Origin of the sequence: Tritonibacter horizontis, from assembly GCF_001518015.1 — a bacterium.
Taxonomy (GTDB): Bacteria; Pseudomonadota; Alphaproteobacteria; order Rhodobacterales; family Rhodobacteraceae; genus Epibacterium; species Epibacterium horizontis.
Map to the genome: position 1 here is coordinate 1 of NZ_LPUY01000008.1, position 17505 is coordinate 17505.

15 protein-coding genes are annotated in these 17505 nt (G+C 61.0%); 7 read left to right on the forward strand and 8 right to left on the reverse strand.

Annotation, left to right across the window (positions count from 1 at the left end; translation table 11 throughout):
• Window positions 1–344: 344 nt before the first annotated feature.
• Window positions 345–1058, reverse strand: a complete 714-nt coding sequence (locus TRIHO_RS00305; protein ID WP_068239114.1) for a glutathione S-transferase family protein — start codon at window positions 1056–1058, stop codon at window positions 345–347.
• A 112-nt stretch (window positions 1059–1170) separates the two neighbouring features.
• Here TRIHO_RS00305 and TRIHO_RS00310 point away from each other — a divergent pair, with 112 nt between their 5' ends.
• Together TRIHO_RS00310 and TRIHO_RS00315 are read left to right on the forward strand one after the other, a co-directional pair.
• Window positions 1171–1863 carry a helix-turn-helix transcriptional regulator gene (locus TRIHO_RS00310; protein ID WP_068239117.1) on the forward strand — a complete coding sequence of 231 codons (693 nt, stop codon included), beginning with the start codon at window positions 1171–1173 and terminating at the stop codon, window positions 1861–1863.
• Between the two features lie 90 nt (window positions 1864–1953).
• Window positions 1954–3348: a lytic murein transglycosylase gene (locus TRIHO_RS00315; protein ID WP_408646148.1), complete on the forward strand. Its 1395-nt coding sequence runs from the start codon at window positions 1954–1956 to the stop codon at window positions 3346–3348.
• Between the two features lie 85 nt (window positions 3349–3433).
• Here TRIHO_RS00315 and TRIHO_RS00320 read toward each other — a convergent pair whose 3' ends face one another.
• From TRIHO_RS00320 to TRIHO_RS00345, 6 genes are all read right to left on the reverse strand, one after another.
• A complete protein-coding gene (locus tag TRIHO_RS00320) occupies window positions 3434–4609 on the reverse strand; it encodes an ABC transporter permease (protein ID WP_068239121.1) in 1176 nt (391 codons plus the stop codon).
• A gap of 6 nt (window positions 4610–4615) precedes the next feature.
• Window positions 4616–6295, reverse strand: coding sequence for an ABC transporter permease (locus TRIHO_RS00325; protein ID WP_068239123.1), 1680 nt, complete (start codon window positions 6293–6295; stop codon window positions 4616–4618).
• Between the two features lie 136 nt (window positions 6296–6431).
• A complete protein-coding gene (locus tag TRIHO_RS00330) occupies window positions 6432–7535 on the reverse strand; it encodes an extracellular solute-binding protein (RefSeq protein WP_068239124.1) in 1104 nt (367 codons plus the stop codon).
• A gap of 98 nt (window positions 7536–7633) precedes the next feature.
• Window positions 7634–8734: an ABC transporter ATP-binding protein gene (locus TRIHO_RS00335; RefSeq protein WP_068239880.1), complete on the reverse strand. Its 1101-nt coding sequence runs from the start codon at window positions 8732–8734 to the stop codon at window positions 7634–7636.
• A 319-nt stretch (window positions 8735–9053) separates the two neighbouring features.
• Window positions 9054–10448, reverse strand: coding sequence for an aspartate aminotransferase family protein (locus TRIHO_RS00340; protein WP_068239125.1), 1395 nt, complete (start codon window positions 10446–10448; stop codon window positions 9054–9056).
• Window positions 10449–10513: 65 nt separating this feature from the next.
• On the reverse strand, window positions 10514–11260 hold the full coding sequence (locus TRIHO_RS00345) for a GntR family transcriptional regulator (protein ID WP_068239126.1): 747 nt from the start codon (window positions 11258–11260) through the stop codon (window positions 10514–10516).
• Window positions 11261–11346: 86 nt separating this feature from the next.
• Here TRIHO_RS00345 and TRIHO_RS00350 point away from each other — a divergent pair, with 86 nt between their 5' ends.
• The 5 genes from TRIHO_RS00350 (at window position 11347) to TRIHO_RS00370 (ending at window position 16661) form a co-directional block, all read left to right on the forward strand.
• Complete coding sequence (locus tag TRIHO_RS00350) at window positions 11347–12432, forward strand: polyamine ABC transporter substrate-binding protein (protein ID WP_068239129.1); 1086 nt, start codon at window positions 11347–11349, stop codon at window positions 12430–12432.
• Window positions 12433–12530: 98 nt separating this feature from the next.
• Window positions 12531–13658, forward strand: a complete 1128-nt coding sequence (locus TRIHO_RS00355; protein ID WP_106406138.1) for an ABC transporter ATP-binding protein — start codon at window positions 12531–12533, stop codon at window positions 13656–13658.
• Complete coding sequence (locus tag TRIHO_RS00360) at window positions 13658–14539, forward strand: ABC transporter permease subunit (protein ID WP_068239135.1); 882 nt, start codon at window positions 13658–13660, stop codon at window positions 14537–14539. Before TRIHO_RS00355 ends, TRIHO_RS00360 begins: the two co-directional genes overlap by 1 nt.
• Window positions 14536–15354 carry an ABC transporter permease gene (locus TRIHO_RS00365; protein WP_068239137.1) on the forward strand — a complete coding sequence of 273 codons (819 nt, stop codon included), beginning with the start codon at window positions 14536–14538 and terminating at the stop codon, window positions 15352–15354. The genes TRIHO_RS00360 and TRIHO_RS00365 overlap by 4 nt, the downstream gene beginning before the upstream one ends.
• Window positions 15354–16661, forward strand: coding sequence for an NAD(P)/FAD-dependent oxidoreductase (locus TRIHO_RS00370; RefSeq protein WP_068239139.1), 1308 nt, complete (start codon window positions 15354–15356; stop codon window positions 16659–16661). The genes TRIHO_RS00365 and TRIHO_RS00370 overlap by 1 nt, the downstream gene beginning before the upstream one ends.
• Here the strand turns inward: TRIHO_RS00370 and TRIHO_RS00375 are convergent.
• A complete protein-coding gene (locus TRIHO_RS00375; protein WP_269745347.1) occupies window positions 16634–17437 on the reverse strand; it encodes a phosphotransferase family protein in 804 nt (267 codons plus the stop codon). The genes TRIHO_RS00370 and TRIHO_RS00375 overlap by 28 nt on opposite strands.
• Window positions 17438–17505: the final 68 nt, after the last annotated feature.

The following is a 17505-nucleotide window of genomic DNA, read 5'->3' on the forward strand; positions in this document are numbered from 1 at the left end:
GGGAGCCGACCTGCCCAGCGGCGGCGGCTCTGGCACGGGCGGGCGACGTCGCAGCCCCGCAGGGCGAACGGTGCCGCGTGGCAAGGCGGCAAAGTCCAAGCACAAGGCCGCCAAGGTCAAACGCAAGGTTGCGCGCAAACGGACCTGAGCCGCTCGGCCGCCAGTGCCTGATGCGGTGCCACGCCCCAGGGATTGCGCCCCGGTTTCCGGTGCGCGGTGGCAGGCCGCGCCTTTTGGCGCGGCCTGCCGGGCCCAAAGGGCCCGTTTGCATGTTCCATGCAAGAGGGGCGCGCGGGGAGCGCCCCCCTCCCCGCCCGGCGCCCTGTTGCACACCGTCGCCTGCGTCAGGCCACCTGTGGTAACGTCAGCGCCACCGTTGTTCTGACCCGGTCCACATAGGCCAGAAGACGCGGGTATTTCTGTGCGACCGCAACGACGGACGGGCTTGCCGGGGCGCGAGACACTGCCTCCAGCATCGGCATCGCGGAACAGTCTGCTGCTGTCATCGCCGCACCGAACAAATAGGGTTTGTCCCCCAGGACTCCATCCAGCGCCGTCAGATCCTGATCAAGCCGCCGGAGGCGTTCGTCCCGCGCAAACCGCCCATGGCCGACGAAATGCAACCCTGCCAGGACGCCCGCGCGAAAATCGGTCAGCGCCGCCTCCGGCACGCCTGCAAAGACCGACGACAACATGGCCTCCCAGCCGTCCTGCTCCAGCCATCGCGCGCATAGCACCTGCACCCAGAGCGCTTCGTCCAGCATCCGGATAACCAGCCGCGACTGCGCCTTTTGACGGGCATCGAGCCCCGGGTCAAAGTCGATACCGCGGGCTTCCAGCCAGCCCCGGATGCCTTCGCTGTCGGGGATCAGGGCGCCCTGTTCATCCTGCAGCACCGGCAATTTGCCAAAGGGCATTGCCGCCATTTCCTGCGGGTCAAACATATCCTGCCGCTGCCAGGGCTGGCCGGACAATTGCAAAAGGCAGGCCGCCTTGGTGCAGAACATGCTGTAGCTGTAGAATTCGCCGCTGCCGCCGTGGCTCAATAGGGTCAACATCTGTGATCTCCAGTTTGGGATGTGATGTCGTCCGTACTAAAAGCCGCTATTGACAGTTTCTGTCATTAGGGTTCGGCTAACCTGACCCCATCACGACAAAGCGATCACAGCCATGACCAAGACTGAGCGGCTCTTTCGGCTGATGCAAAGCCTGCGACAATATCCGCCGCCGGTCACCGCCGGGCAATTGGCGGACGACCTCGGGGTGTCGCCCCGGACCATACACCGCGACATCGACGCCTTACGGAGCCTCGGCGCGGTGATCGACGGGGCGGCGGGCTTTGGCTTTACCCTGATCGAGGATGCGGTCCTGCCGCCGCTTGGCTTTCACGCCACAGAGCTGGAGGCCCTGGTGCTGGGCCTCTGCGAGGTGCAGCAAAAAGGCGATCCCGATCTGGCGGCGGCGGCGCGCACCGCCCTGAAGAAACTGCGCGCCAGATTGCCGCAAAGCCAGGCGGACAGGCTGCAACATGCGGTGCTTTCGGCGCATAGTTTCACGCCCCCCGCGCCGCCGACCGTCGACCCAGCGGTCTTGCGGCAGGCGACCTGGGAGGAAAGGGAAGTCACCTTTGCCTATCGCGATGCCAAGGGAGCAGAAAGCCAGCGTCAGGTCAGGCCGCTTGGCCTGGTCTATTTCGACACCTCCTCGGTCCTCATCGCCTGGTGCCACTTGCGACAGGGAGTCCGGGTCTTTCGCCTCGACCGGATGACGCAGCTTGTGGTGACCGCGACCTCCTTTCGCCCGCAACGGGTCGTCCTTTACCGGGATGCGCTGGATCACCTGCAGCGACAAAATGCCCGCTGATGGGCAAAGCGGCGCGCAGGGGTCGCCGACAACCGGACGCCCCTTTTTCCACAGGCCCGCGCCAGATAGGGTGGAGGCAACGAAAAACAGATGTTGAGGTTTAGGATGCGCAATTGGGTCAAGACGGCGCTCTGTCTCGGGGTCGCCCTTCAGGCAGATGCGATCAATGCTGCGACGCCGGAGAATGCCGCGCCGCAAGAGGCCCCCCGGCCGCTTCTGCGTCCTGACCGGCCCGGTGCCGGATCGGGCAGCGGTGACGATCTGACGCTGGCAGCGGTTCAGGTCACGCCGCGCCCGGTTGCGCGCGCTGCCGGGACTGCGCCGCTGCAGGCGAGCCGGGCAACCAATGTGGCGGAGGCCACGGCAAACAGCCTGCTGCAGGACTGGATCGGCGATTTTCGGACCCGGGCCCGGGCGGCAGGCCTCAGCACAGCGACGCTCGATGCGGCGTTTAAGGGGGTCACCTACGACGCCAAGGCGATCAAGCGGGACCGTAACCAATCCGAATTCACCAAGACGATCTGGGACTATCTCGACAGCGCCGCCTCGGACGCGCGCGTTACCAATGGCAAAAGCGCGCTGGCGGCCCGCCAAGCGCTCTTGAACCGGATCGAGCAGACCTATGGCGTCGACAAGGAGGTCGTGGTCGCGGTCTGGGGGTTGGAGAGCAACTATGGCAGCTATCGGGGCGACGACGATATCGTGCAATCGCTGGCGACCCTGGCCTTTGACGGCCGCCGCGGCGCCTTTTTCGAAGCGCAGCTGGTGGCGGCGCTGAAGATCATCGAAGCCGGCGATGTGGACCCCCGCGACATGATCGGCAGCTGGGCCGGCGCGATGGGACATACCCAGTTCATCCCCACCTCCTACCTCGATTATGCAGTGGATTTCACTGGCGATGGCAAACGCGACATCTGGTCGGACGATCCCAGCGATGCGCTGGCGTCAACCGCCGCCTACCTGAAGAAATTCGGCTGGGTCACTGGCCAGCCCTGGGGGGTAGAAGTCGCGCTGCCGCAAGGGTTTGACTACAGGCTCGCCAATCGCAAGATCCAGAAAAGCCCCGCAGACTGGGCCAAACTCGGCGTGCTTGATATGGATGGCGCCCCCGTGGCGGATCACGGCGCGGCCTCGATCCTGCTGCCTGCGGGCGGCAAGGGCGCGGCCTTCATGATCTTCAGGAACTTTGCGGTGATTGAACGCTACAACACGGCCGATGCCTATGTGATAGGCGTTGGCCACCTCAGCGACCGGCTGAAAGGCGGGCCGCGCATCAAGGGAGACTGGCCGCGCGGCGACCGGGCGCTGACCTTCGCGGAACGGCAGGAAATGCAACGGCGGCTCACCCGGGCCGGGTTCAACACGCAAGGGGTGGATGGCCGGATCGGGCCCAAGACCATTGCCGCCATTCGCGACTTTCAAAGCGCCAAAGGGTTGGTGCCCGATGGCTATGCCTCTCTCAACCTGTTGAAGACGCTGCGCTGATCCGATCCCTCTTGCCCCCCGCAACGACAAAGCCCCGCCGGTTGGCGGGGCTTTGTTGTTATAGCCGTGTCCCGGGTGGGTTCCGTCAGCTGGGCGACATGCCCCGCAGCCGTTCGGACCGACGCCGCAGCAGCTCTACCGTGGTCAGCAGACAGATCGAAATCCCCACCAGAATGGTCGCCACCGCCAGAATGGTCGGCGAGATCTGTTCGCGCAGGCCGATGAACATCTGCCAGGGCAGGGTTTTTTGTCCGGCCGACCCCACAAAGAGCACCACCACCACCTCATCAAACGAGGTGATAAAGGCAAAGAGACCACCAGAGATCACACCGGGCAGAATCAACGGCATCTGGACCCGGAAGAACGTCGTCACCGGACCGGCCCCCATGTTCGCCGCCGCGCGGGTCAGCGAGTGGTCAAAGCCAACGAGCGTTGCCGTTACCGTGATGATGACAAAGGGAATGCCCAGCGCCGCATGGGCCAGAACAACGCCCATATAGGTGCCCTGCAAACCGATCCGGCTGTAGAAGAAATACATGCCCGCAGCAGAGATGATCAGCGGCACGATCATCGGCGAAATCAGGATCGCCATGATCGCCCGGCGGAACGGGACATGCGGCTGGCTGAGACCGATGGCCGCCAGGGTGCCAAAGCCCACCGACAGGATCGTCGCCATCGGCGCGATGCGCAGGGAATTCCACAACGCCTGCTGCCAGCCATCGTTCGACAGGAAATCGCGATAGTGTTTCAGCGAATAGCCCGCCGGATCGAACCGCAGCATCTCTGGGGTGAAGGTAAAGAAGTTCTCGGCATTGAACGACAGCGGCATCACCACGAGGATCGGTGTGATCAGGAACACGAAGATCGCGCCGCAGATCACCCGGAAGCTAAAGTGCCACAGGACTTGCCCCGGTGTCAGATAGGGCGGCAGGCGCTTGCGATAGCTGGAGGTGGCGATCCAGAAGATGAACCACCCCGTGAACCAGCCGAACAAGGCGCCAAGCACCATCGCGGGCATGCCGCCGACCAGAAACCCCAGCACGGCAAAGATTCCGAGAATGGCCCAGCGAATGGGTTTGGCCTGCGAGATCATGCCCGTCAGCACGAAGCCCATCGCCCCCAGCACAATCGCGCCGACGATGAGGCCGAGGATACCGGACCCTTGGGCAGTGCCGACAAAGAGGCCGAATAGCGCCCCTGCCCCGGCCGCGACGGCGGCGGTGAAGGCAGGGGTTTGGTGTTGAACAGGTGTCAGTGCCATGTTGTCTTATCCCAGCTTCACGTTGTCGATGCCGACGATCTTGTCATAGGCCCAGTACAGGAGCAGCACGACCGCCAGAAGGATGGTCCCGAGCGCCGCAGCCAGACCCCAGTTGAGCGAGGACGAAATGTGGTAGGCGATCCGGTTGGAGATAAAGACACCCTTGGTGCCGCCAACGATTTCCGGCGTGATGTAGTACCCGATGGACAGGATGAACACGAGGATCGACCCCGCGCCAATGCCCGGCACAGACTGCGGGAAATAGACCCGCCAGAAAGCGGTCCAGTTGGTCGCGCCCAGCGATTTGGCCGCCCTCAGATACGTCGGGTTGATGGTCTGCATCACCGAATACATCGGCAGGATCATGAACGGCAGCAGGATGTGGGTCATCGCGACGATAGTCCCGAACTGGTTGTTGATCATCACAAGCCGCGCGTCATCCGCAACAAGGCCAAGCCAGACCAGCACGTCGTTGATCACGCCCTGTTGTTGCAGCATCACCTTCCACGCGGAGGTCCGTACCAGCAGCGAGGTCCAGAACGGCAGCAGCACCAGGATCATCAGCAAGTTCGCCGTGCGTGTCGGCAGGTTCGCCAGGATCCAGGCCACCGGGTAGCCCAGAAGAATGCAGGACCCGGTGATCACCAGCGACATGAACATCGTGCGCTTGAACAGCGTGATATAGATTTGCTGGTTCTCGGGCCGTGCTTCGGCACCGTCGACACCTTTTTGCATGTCGATGGAGTTCAGGAAATAACCGCTGGTGTATTTCGGGCTGTAGGTCTGGATGGTGCGCCAGTTGCCGACATCTTCCCAGTCTTCGTCGATATCGACAAAGGTCTGTTTGAAAGAAATCGGCTCCAGATCGGCCAGAGCTGCGGCTGCGGCTTGCAGTTCGGCAGCGCCCGGACCTGTATATCCCGCGATCTTTTCAGCGCCACCGGGGGCTTGGACTTCCTGTGCGAAGGCGACAAAGACGCTTTCCCAGGGGTCTTCTTCGGCGACCACATCGCCGTCCATCACAGCAACGAAGAGTGCGAAATCCGTGTAGGCGCGGGCCAGGCGGGGGAATGTCTCGGAGATGTCTGCGCCGGGCACAAATCCGATATCACCACCGAACCCTTCGCCGGTCAGCTGCGCCATCTTGCTGCGCTGCGCCTTGAGCAGTTCGGTATTGCCAGCATCGGAGCTGCCGCCGGTCATGATCTCGTACCACAGCGCCGCGTCCTTGAGGGCGCCGTCGCTGGCGTCTTCGATCGCTTCGACGTGGTCTTCGCCAAAATCATCCATCTTGCGACCACTGCTGCGGAACAGGGATGAAATGCCGGTTTGTTCGTAGTTCAGGCGGGTGCCCAGTTTCGTGTGTTCCTTGGCTTCGGCCGCCACGAAAAGATCGTAATACAGGCTTTCATAAACCGCTTCGCCCGGCGCGTCGCCGCTCATGGCGTCCCACTCTTCGAGGGTCACGACGGTTTCAGACAGCGTATCGGCAACGATGCGATTCTCGACCGAGCGGAACAACATATCCGCAATCGGGAGAATGAAGGTCAGAAGAATAAAGATCAGCAGCGGCGCGATCAGCATCAGCGCGCGGACCTTTTGCATCCGCAACGCGCGTGCAAGGCTGCGTTTCAGCGGCGTGCCGTCAGCCGAAAGGACCGGGCCGGATTGAGTTGTGTCACTCATGATTGTCCCTGTTTTTTTCCCGCAGATCTCAGTGTCTCGGGCTTGGTCTCTCTGCCATCCGCAGGCTGTGGCACTGCTGTGCCAGAGAGGAGGCCGGAGAGCGCGATACGCTCTCCGGCAAAGGCATCAGGCCAGATTACTTGGCCAGCCACGCCTGGAATTTCGCGTCGATGTCGTCGCGATAGTCAGCCCAGAACTCGTAGTTGTAGAGGAACGTGTTCTTGGAGTTTTCGGGATCGGTCGGCATGTGAGGCGCCATGTCGATACCCAGTTCGGCGTGCTGACCCACCAGCGGAGCGGAGGAGGCACGGGCCGGACCGTAGGAAATGTACTTTGCCTGATCCGCAAGACGCTGCGTGTCGGTGGCGAAGTAGATGTAGTCCAGGGCGCGGGCCTTGCGCTCGTCGGACAGACCGGCAGGAATGATCCAACCGTCAAGGTCGAACACCTGCGCGTCCCAGAGCATCGCAACGGGCTGGTCCTGCTCTTCGATCACGGAGAACAGACGGCCGTTGTAGGTGGAGCCCATCACAACTTCGCCATCGGCGAGCAGCTGCGGTGTGTCGGCACCGGCGGACCACCAGATCACGCTGTCCTTGATGGTGTCGAGCTTGGCCAGCGCCTGCTCTTGACCTTCTTCGGTTTCCAGCACGTCATAGACGTCTTCCTTGGCGACACCGTCGCAAAGCAGAGCCCATTCCATGTTGTTGATCGGACGCTTTTCCAGCGCGCGCTTGCCCGGATAGGCTTCGAGATCGAACACATCGCAGATTTTGGAGGGCGGGGTATCGCCAACCAGATCGGTGCGATAGCCGAAGGTGGTGGAATAAACGATCTGCGGGATGAAGCAGTCGGAGACCAGCAGGTCGCCAAAGTCGTCTTCGGCAGAGGTGCCATCGGGCGCGGGGGCCAGATGCTCGTCCGGGTCGATTTCCATCGCCAGACCTTCGTCACACAGACGCATCGCGTCGGCAGCCACAACGTCAACCACATCCCAGGTGACATTGCCCGCTTCGTTCATCGCGCGCAGTTTGGCGACCGCTTCGGCGGAGCTTTCATCGTTGATGATGGTGACGCCGGTCTTTTCGGCATAGGGCTCGCTATACGCTTTGATCTGGGAGTTGGAGTAGGCTCCACCCCAGGACACGATGGTCATTTCGTCAGCCATATCTGCAGCAAAGGCCATCGGCGCGCAGAGGGCGGTCGTGGCGGCAAGTGCCGTCAGGTTACGCAGTTTCATAAGTGTATACTCCATTGTTGAGACACTGATTGTTCAGGTGATTGGCCCCCCGGTCCATTGAACGTCGCCAGGGGTTCCTATGCGGTGCTGGGCGCGCGTCAGGCGTCCAGCGCGCGGCAGTCCTCGGGCAGCCAACCGATTTCGATTTGCTGTCCGGGCTGAAGCCGAACCTGGTCAGGGGCGTTCCGGGTCTTGATGATAAAGTCCTTGTTGCCCGCCACCCGCAGGCGCGTGCGGAAGATGTCACCCATATAGATGAACTCCAGCACCTCGGCCTTGAGGGTGTGTGCGCCTTCCTGCAGGCGTTCCTTGTTGTATTCGACACGCTCCGGGCGGATCGACACGCGGGTGCGCTGCCCGGCCTCGGAAACGTTGACCGGGGTGCAGGCGATCAGCTCGCCCCCATCCAGTTGCACCAGGGCGTGACCTTCGCGGATTTCCTTGATCACACCTTCGAGCGTGTTGTTCTCGCCGATGAACTGCGCCACGAAGCTGTTCGCGGGCTCTTCATACAGCTGATCCGGCGGCGCGAGCTGCTGGATGCGGCCATCATTGAACACCGCAACACGGTCCGACATCGTCAAGGCTTCGGTCTGGTCGTGGGTTACATAGACCGTGGTGATGCCAAGCTGATGCGCAAGATGGGTGATTTCAAACTGCATCTTTTCGCGCAGCTGCTTGTCGAGCGCGCCGAGCGGTTCGTCCATCAGCACCAGCTCCGGTTCGAACACCAATGCACGGGCAAGGGCCACACGTTGCTGCTGCCCCCCCGAAAGCTGGGCCGGACGGCGGCCCCCAAATGTCCCCATCTCGACCATGTCGAGAGCGCGTTTGACCTTGGCCTCGCGATCCGATTTGCCCAAACCGCGCACTTCCAGCGGAAAGCTGAGGTTTTCGGCAATCGTCATATGCGGGAACAGCGCGTAGTTCTGAAAGACCATCCCGATGCCGCGCTTGTGGGGCGGGATGTTGTTGATCGACGTCCCATCAAGGCGAATATCGCCGTGGGTCGCCGTTTCAAACCCCGCCAGCATCATCAGGCATGTGGTCTTGCCCGACCCTGAGGGCCCGAGCATTGTCAGGAACTCACCCTTCGGCAGGGAGAGATTCAAGTCTTTGACGACAAGAGTCTCGCCGTCATAGCTCTTTTGAACGCGTTCGAACTCTACGAACGCATCGGAATTAGACGCATCAGCCAAAAGCAGGCTCCCCGTGATTTTTTCTTCTTGCCGGATATGTTTCCGCGCTTCTTGCTGGAATTGTAAGCACACATGGGTGACCCGGCGCAACCGTCCCCTGTTCAATTCCGCTATTGCAGGCCGTTCGTCTCTAAAAAGCAGGCAATACAGTTCAGATTGCGCCTGTTTGATGCCGCATTTGCGCGTATGGCCTGAAATCTGAAATCAAAATGAAGGCGGGCTTGACCGGAAAATCAAAAGATTCGGCCGGATTAAGCCCGCGGATCAACCAAAAACGACATGTTTCTGGTTGATCCTGTCGTTTCGGAACGCCCGAAAATCAGGCTGAAACGTTCAGACCTTCAGCCTCGATCTGGGCCAGGCATTCGTCCAGCGACGTGGTGGCGCGGGCGATCAACGTGTCGATCTCTGCTTCGGTGATGACCAGCGGCGGAGAGATGATCATCCGGTCGCCGACGTGGCGCATGACGAGATTGTTGGCAAAGCACCGCTCGCGGCAGATGTAGCCCACCGTGCCGGCCTCGGCGGCAAATGCGGCCCGTGTGGACTTGTTCGGCGTCAGGGTGATCGACCCCATCATGCCGATAATATTCGCTTCACCCACCAGCGGGTGCGCCACCAGTGCCTCCCATTTTTCCTTGAGGTAGGGAGCGGTTACGGTCTTCACGCGCTCAACAATCTTTTCCTCTTCGAGGATCCGCAGGTTCTCCAGCGCCACCGCGGCGGCGACCGGGTGACCGGAATAGGTATAACCGTGGTTGAACTCGCCCTGCGCAATCACGCTCGCCACTTCGTCCGAAACGATGGAGCCGCCGATGGGCGCGTAGCCGGACGACAGACCTTTGGCGATGGTCATGATATCAGGACGTATGCCCATGGTTTCGCTGCCGAACCAGGCCCCCGTGCGCCCAAAGCCGCAAATCACCTCGTCTGCGATCAACAGGATTTCGTACTTGTCGCAGATGCGCTGAATTTCCGGCCAATAGGTCGCGGGCGGCACGATAACACCGCCGGCCCCCTGGATCGGCTCGGCGATAAAGGCCGCCACGCGATCTTCACCCAGTTCCAGAATTGCCTGTTCCAGTTCTTGAGCGCAGGCCAGACCAAAATCCTCGGGCGTTGCATCGCCGCCTTCGGCCCACCAGTTCGGCTGGTTGATATGGTGAATGTCCGGAATCGGCAGCCCGCCCTGCGCGTGCATGCCCGACATGCCGCCCAGCGACCCGGACCCGACAGAGGAGCCATGATAGGCGTTCTTGCGCGAGATCAGAATGGACTTGGTCGGCTTGCCCTTCATCGCCCAGTAGTGGCGCACCATGCGGATATTCGTGTCGTTCGCCTCAGAGCCGGAACCGGCAAAGAACACATTGTTGAGGTCTCCCGGCGCCAGTTCGGCGATCTTGGCGGCCAGCGCGATGGCCGGCACATGGGTGGTTTGAAAGAACGTGTTGTAATAGGGCAGTTCGCGCATCTGACGGGCCGCAACATCGGCCAGTTCTTCGCGCCCATAGCCAACATTGACGCACCACAGGCCTGCCATGGCGTCCAGGATTTCGTGGCCTTCGCTATCGGTCAGGGTCACGCCTTTGGCCCGGGTGATGACGCGGACACCTTTCTGGGCCAATTCACCGTTGGCGGTGAACGGGTGCATATGGTGGGCGGCATCAAGCGCCTGCAGCTCTGCCGTGGGCAGGTGGTTGGTTAGGTCAGTCATTCGAGTCACTCCAGAGCGGGCCAGTTTTGACCAGAATATGATCAAAAACGAAGCTGTCAATCGAATCAGATGACCGGCGTCAGACCGGCCCGAACCTGCTCCATGCCCTGCAACACGTCTCTTTCCATCGCCAGAACAACCAGATCCGCATCCTTTTTACGCAGCCCTTCCAGAATGTCCTTATGCCGGTCCGGAAAGCTCTGGGTGCCAAAGCGACCGCAGACCACCCGCAGCGATGGTCCGAACCGCAGCCACAGCCGGTCCGCAAGATCCGCGAGAATGGGCGCGTCGGCATATTGGTTCAGGGCAGTGTGAAATTGGTAATTCAACGCCAGGTAGCCTGCCACGTCGCCGGTTGCGATGGCTTTGTCCAGGGTCAGATCCAACTGCTCCAGCGCATCAATCTCGGCCCTTGGGATCCGCGTCGCGGCCCGGCGGGCAAGCTCGCACTCAATTGTTTTTCTTGCAAAAACAAGCTCATCTATATCTTCGGCGCGCAATTCGGGAACCGAAACACGGCGGTTGCCCTGAAACACCAGCGCACCATCCGAGATCAGCCGTCGGATGGCCTCGCGCACCGGGGTCATGCCGCTGTCCAGCGCGTCAACCAGCCCTTGTATCGTCACCGCCTGCCCCGGTGCCAGTTCCCCGAACAGGATCTGGGCGCGCAGACGCTGATAGACCTGTTCGTGCGCGGGCTGTTTTGCGGCCCCATCAGCGGCCTGAACGGAGGGTGGATTTGACACAGTCACCGGGCTTGGGTCCTTCCATTTTTTGGGCAGCTTGCACGAAGGAATTACAGATGAAAACATAAAGTGTCTTGCCGGATGAGGCAAAACTTGATCAAAATAGCCCATAGCCGGTCAAAAAGACACTGGCACTCACAGGGGAGTTTCTCATGACACTGAAAACGGTCACCATCGTGTCCACCATCGCATTGAGCGCCGCCGTCGCGTCGGCGGACGAAGTGCGGGTTTACAACTGGTCGGACTACATCGACGAATCGCTGCTGGCAAAATTCGAAGAAGAAACCGGGATCAACCTGATCTACGACGTCTTTGATTCCAACGAACTGCTGGAAACCAAAATGCTGGCCGGAGGCTCTGGCTATGACGTGGTGGTTCCGACCGGATCGTTCCTGCAGCGTCAGATCCAGGCCGGAGTGTTCATGCCGCTCGACAAGGACAAACTGGAAAACTACGGCAACCTCTGGGATGTGATCCAGGACCGCACCGCACGGTTTGACCCCAACAACGACTATTCGATCAACTACATGTGGGGCACCACAGGCATTGGCGCCAATGTCGGCAAGGTGACCGAAGCCCTGGGCGAAGATGCCCCCATCGACAGCCTGTCGCTGGTTTTCGATCCGGCCAACATGGAAAAACTGGGCGAATGCGGCGTGCATTTCCTGGATGCCCCGGATGAAATGATCCCGGCGGCCCTGACCTATCTGGACCTCGACCCGAACAGCCAGGACAGCGACGATCTGGAAAAAGCGGCCGGCGTTCTCGAAGCCGTGCGCCCCTATGTTCAGAAATTCCACTCCTCCGAATACATCAATGCGCTTGCGAATGGCGACATCTGCGTGGCGTTCGGCTGGTCCGGCGACATTTTGCAGGCGCGTGACCGTGCCGCCGAGGCCGACAATGGCGTCGAAATCGCCTATAACGCCCCGTCCGAGGGTGCGTTGATGTGGTTTGACCAAATGGCCATCCCGGTTGACGCCCCGAACCCGGAAGCCGCCCATAAATTCATCGACTTCATCCTCGATGCAGAGAACATGGCGGCCGCTTCGAACTACGTCTACTACGCCAACGGCAACAAGGCCTCGCAAGAGTTCCTGGCCGAGGACGTGATCGGCGATCCGGCGATCTACCCGACCCCGGCGGCGCTGGACAACACCTACATCAAAGGCCCCTACCCGCAGAAGGTGCAGCGCGTTGTCACCCGTCTGTGGACCCGCGTGAAATCCGGCACCTGATCGCTTCAGGCTGATCCATCCGGCAGGGCGCACGTCGTCCTGCCGTTTCAAACATACGACGACGGGTAGACCATTGTGCTGCCCGCTTGGGGGCAGACTTGGCTACACCGGTATTTGAACCCTGGAACGATCCCGACGAAAAACCGTTGATCCAGTTCCAGAACGTCAGCAAACGCTTTGGCGATTTCACGGCGATTGACGACCTCACCATCGACATCTTTGAACGCGAATTTTTCGCGCTGCTTGGGCCTTCGGGCTGTGGCAAGACGACGATGATGCGAATGCTCGCCGGGTTCGAAGCCCCGACTGAGGGCAAGATTTTCCTTGCCGGTCAGGATATTGCCCCGGTTCCGCCAAACCAGCGCGCAGTGAACATGATGTTCCAGTCCTACGCGCTGTTTCCGCATCTGAGTGTCTGGGAAAACATCGCCTTTGGCCTGAAACGCGAAGGCATGCCCCGCAACGAAATCAACGCACGGGTTGATGAAATGCTGCGGCTGACCCGACTGGAAAAATTTGCCCGCCGCAAACCGCATCAGATCTCCGGTGGTCAACGCCAGCGGGTCGCCCTGGCGCGCAGCCTCGCCAAGGCACCGAAACTGCTGCTGCTGGATGAACCCCTCGGCGCATTGGATCGCAAGTTGCGCGAAGAAACCCAGTTCGAGCTGATGGACATCCAGGAAAAGACCGGCACCACCTTCGTCATCGTGACCCACGATCAGGAAGAGGCGATGACCGTCGCCAGCCGCGTCGCCGTGATGGACAACGGCCAGGTCAAACAGGTCGCAACCCCGGCGGATATCTACGAGGCGCCGAATTCAGTTTATGTTGCTGATTTCATTGGTGATGTGAACCTGATCGAGGGCAAGGCGACGGCGACGGGCAAAGGCAGCTACGCGCTGCACTGGCGCGATGGGGTCGAGCCGCTGACCGTGGAATCGCAGAACATCTTTTCCGACGGGCAAACCGCGCATCTTGCGATTCGGCCGGAAAAGGTCACCATCAGCGCGGACCGTCCTGCCAAGGCCGCCAACGCGGTGCAGGGCAAGGTTCTGGATATCGCCTATCTCGGGAACCTGTCGACCTATCACGTTGAATTGCCGACCGGCGATGTGATCAAGGCGCAAACCGCAAACACTCGCCGGATCTCGCGGCGGGCCTATACCTGGGAAGACACCGTCTGGCTGTCCTGGACCGCCTCTGGCGGCATCTTGTTGGCGAACTGATGCGCCGGTTCCTCCTGATCTCCGTCCCCTACATCTGGCTGCTGGCGCTGTTTCTGGTGCCTTTTGTCATCGTTTTGAAAATCTCGCTTTCGGATGCGGCCATCGCCCGTCCGCCCTATATGCCCACCTTTGACTGGGCCGAGGGGATCTGGGCGTTTCTGTCTCAGCTGGACCTTGAAAACTTCACCTGGCTGATCGAGGACGACCTCTATTGGAAGGCCTATCTAAGCAGCCTGAAGATCGCGCTCACCTCGACCATCCTGACCCTCTTTGTGGGCTACCCGATTGCCTATGGCATGGCCCGCGCCCCGGAAGAGTGGCGTCCGATGCTGATGATGCTGGTGATTCTGCCGTTCTGGACTTCGTTTCTGATCCGCGTCTACGCGTGGAAGGGCATTCTGGCGAATGAGGGTTTTCTCAATCAGTTCCTGCTGTGGACGGGTCTGGCCACCGAACCCTTGCAGATCCTCAACACCACCACGGCGGTCTATATCGGCATCGTCTATACCTATCTGCCCTTTATGATCCTGCCGATTTATGCGGCACTGGACCGGATGGACGACAGCCTGATCGAAGCAGCCGAAGATCTGGGCTGTTCGCGCATGTCTGCCTTCTGGCTGGTGACCATTCCGCTGTCCAAAGGCGGCATCATCGCCGGCTGTTTCCTGGTCTTTATCCCGGCCATGGGTGAATTCGTGATCCCCTCCCTGCTGGGCGGATCCGACACGCTGATGATCGGCAAGGTCCTGTGGGAAGAGTTCTTCTCAAACCGTGACTGGCCGGTGGCAAGCGCGGTGGCGGTGATCCTGCTGCTGATTCTGGTGGTCCCGATCGTGTTGTTCCAACGCAACCAGCAAAAGGAACAGGAGAGCGACACATGAAACGTCTAAGCGCCTTCAACGTGGTCTCCTTGACCCTCGGATTTGCCTTTCTTTACATTCCGATGCTGATCCTGATCCTGTTTTCTTTCAACGAAAGCAAGCTGGTAACCGTCTGGGCCGGGTTCTCGACCAAATGGTACGGCGAGCTGATGCAGAACGAGGCGATGCTGCAGGCCGCCTGGGTCACCATCAAGGTCGCGGTGTTTTCTTCCACCATTGCGACCGTGCTTGGGACGATGGCGGCCTATGTTCTGGTGCGCAGCGGGCGCTTCCTGGGGCGGACGCTGTTCTCCGGCATGATTTATGCCCCGTTGGTGATGCCTGAGGTGATTACTGGCCTGTCTTTGCTGCTGCTGTTCATCGGCATCGGCCTGGATCGTGGCGTTCTGACCATCGTTCTGGCCCATACGACCTTTGCCATGTGCTATGTCTCCGTGGTGGTCTCCTCACGGTTGGCAACCTTTGACCGGTCGCTGGAAGAAGCGGCGCTGGATCTGGGCTGTTCGGCGGCAGAAGCGTTTCGGCTGGTCACCCTGCCGATCATCGCCCCCGCCGTCGTCTCCGGCTGGCTTCTGGCCTTTACCCTGTCGCTCGATGATCTGGTCATTGCCTCCTTTACCACCGGTCCTGCGGCCACCACCCTGCCGATCAAGATCTTTTCGGCGGTGCGTCTGGGCGTTTCGCCAGAGATCAACGCGCTTTCGACCATCATGATCGGGATTGTGACCGTAGGTGTGATCAGCGCCTCGCTGGTCAGCAAGCGGGCGCTGGTCAAACAGCGACAAGAAGAACAGGAAGCGGTGCGAACCAGCTGATGATGCGCCGCATTTTTTCTGACTACGCCTATGGCCCTGGCCCGCGGCACGGTTGCTGGTGGGACGAAACCTGCCCGGCGCCGGTCTGGCCAGAACTGGACGGCACCCAACACGTCGATGTCGCCGTGATCGGCGGAGGTTTCACCGGAACCTCTACCGCCCTGCACCTGGCAGAGGCCGGGCTGGAAGTGGCGGTACTGGAAGCAGAAACACCCGGGTGGGGTGCTTCGGGGCGCAACGGTGGTTTTTGCTGTCTCGGCGGTGCAAAACTCGGTGCGGCCACAATGGCACGGCTGCACGGGTCTAGGGAGACGCAGACCTATCACGCGGGCGAAGAAGAAGCGGTCCATCTGGTGCAACGCCTGATCGCCCGCCATGGGATCGACGCCGATACCCATTCGCACGGGGAAACCGTGATGGCCCATTCCGCCAAGTCTGGCAAAGCGTTGCAGGCGGAGGCCGAAGCATCGGGTGGCGATTTCGTCGCGCGGCAGGATCTTGCCGCGCAGGGGTTGGGCAGCGGGTTTCACGGCGCGCTCACGACCCCGGTTGGCTTCGCGCTCAACCCGCGCAAGTATCTCTTTGGTCTTGGTCGTGCCGCGCAGGCAGCCGGGGCACGCTTTTACCAGAACAGCCCGGCCGCGGACATCACGCAGGATGCCAGCGGTTGGCAGATCAAAACCCCTCAGGGCCATCTTCGGGCCGCGCGTCTGGTGATCGCCACCAACGGCTATTCCAGCGAAAACCTGCCGCGCTGGCTTGCCGGACGCTACATGCCTGCGCAATCCACCGTCATGGTAACCCGTGCGATCTCAGCCGAGGAACAGGCCGCGCAGGGCTGGACCAGCGCCCAGATGGCCTATGACACCCGGCACATGCTGCATTATTTTCGCCTGATGCCAGACGGGCGGTTCCTGTTTGGCATGCGGGGTGGCCTGATTTCATCCCCCCGATCAGAAGAAAAAATCCGCGCGCTTCTGCGCCGCCATTTTGACGGGCTGTTTCCAGCCTGGTCCCACATCGAGACGACACATAGCTGGTCCGGCATGGTCTGCCTGTCCCGCACCCTGATGCCCTTTGTTGGCGCGGTGCCGGATCATCCCGGCTTGTTTGCCGGCCTGTGCTACCACGGCAACGGTGTGGCGATGGGCAGCTATGCCGGCTACCTGCTGGCGGATCTGGTTCGGAACAAGACTCCTGACGTGCCCTATTCAAAGCTCATGCAGCGATTGCCCCGGTTCCCCCTGGGGCGGGCCCGCCGTCTGCTGATGCCCCCGGCCTATGCCGTTCTCGGCCTGATGGATTGAAGCGCCGCCCGCTCCAGCGCCAGCGCCCGGCGGTCGTTACGCCACAGGCAATAGGCCGCCATACGCCAATGGAACCAAGGCTTTAGGGCGAAATACCGGGACACAACCCGTCGATCCGGATAGGCGGCCACGAATTCTGTCTCCTCCAGCGCGCTCAACGGTCTGCCGCGGTACAAAAGCTGCATCGCCGGAGACAGAAACAACGCCAGATCTTCCGCCGGGTCCCCCCGTTGCGGGCATTGCCAGTCAATCAGTGCCAGGGTTCCGTCGTGCACCATCAGGTTTCCCGGCACGGGATCGCCATGGATAAGCCCGGTCTGCAGGGTCTCCGGCACCCGACCCAGCGGGCGCTGTGTCATCAGTTCTGCGCTTTCAGCGGAATCTGTGACGGCCAGAATCGCCTCCGTCTGCGCCTCTAGCGCGACCGACCCATTGACCCCATCCGGCAGTCCGGCAAAGACGGCCTGATCGTGCAAGATCCCCAACAGGCGTGCAACATGCGCGGTATCCTGGGTCCAAGGGCCACCCGCCAGATGGGTGTAAATCAGCCAGTCCCGATTTTGCCAGTAACCGTGCGCCACATAGCGCGGCACCATTCCCGTACCGCTCAACTCCCTCAGGCTTTGGCGTTCCCGGCTCGGATCATTTGCAAACAATGGGTTTTGTCGGTCAGGCTGGTAGAGTTTGACCACCACGCGGCCCGCACGCCAGACCTGATTGCTGCGCCCTCCAGAAAGACGCCGGGGGTCACAAAGGCGCCAGCCCTGCTGCGCCAAATAGCGAAACAGGGCTGTTTCTGTGTCATCGATTGCGTCTGTCGGGGCTGTCAGCGGGTCACTCCCTC

Coding starts and splice junctions, on each gene's coding strand:
- TRIHO_RS00305 (WP_068239114.1), bottom strand. CDS start 1,058: ATGTTGACCCTATTGAGCCACGGCGGCAGCGGCGAATTCTACAGCTAC.
- TRIHO_RS00310 (WP_068239117.1), top strand. CDS start 1,171: ATGACCAAGACTGAGCGGCTCTTTCGGCTGATGCAAAGCCTGCGACAA.
- TRIHO_RS00315 (WP_408646148.1), top strand. CDS start 1,954: ATGTTGAGGTTTAGGATGCGCAATTGGGTCAAGACGGCGCTCTGTCTC.
- TRIHO_RS00320 (WP_068239121.1), bottom strand. CDS start 4,609: ATGGCACTGACACCTGTTCAACACCAAACCCCTGCCTTCACCGCCGCC.
- TRIHO_RS00325 (WP_068239123.1), bottom strand. CDS start 6,295: ATGAGTGACACAACTCAATCCGGCCCGGTCCTTTCGGCTGACGGCACG.
- TRIHO_RS00330 (WP_068239124.1), bottom strand. CDS start 7,535: ATGAAACTGCGTAACCTGACGGCACTTGCCGCCACGACCGCCCTCTGC.
- TRIHO_RS00340 (WP_068239125.1), bottom strand. CDS start 10,448: ATGACTGACCTAACCAACCACCTGCCCACGGCAGAGCTGCAGGCGCTT.
- TRIHO_RS00345 (WP_068239126.1), bottom strand. CDS start 11,260: ATGTTTTCATCTGTAATTCCTTCGTGCAAGCTGCCCAAAAAATGGAAG.
- TRIHO_RS00350 (WP_068239129.1), top strand. CDS start 11,347: ATGACACTGAAAACGGTCACCATCGTGTCCACCATCGCATTGAGCGCC.
- TRIHO_RS00360 (WP_068239135.1), top strand. CDS start 13,658: ATGCGCCGGTTCCTCCTGATCTCCGTCCCCTACATCTGGCTGCTGGCG.
- TRIHO_RS00365 (WP_068239137.1), top strand. CDS start 14,536: ATGAAACGTCTAAGCGCCTTCAACGTGGTCTCCTTGACCCTCGGATTT.
- TRIHO_RS00370 (WP_068239139.1), top strand. CDS start 15,354: ATGATGCGCCGCATTTTTTCTGACTACGCCTATGGCCCTGGCCCGCGG.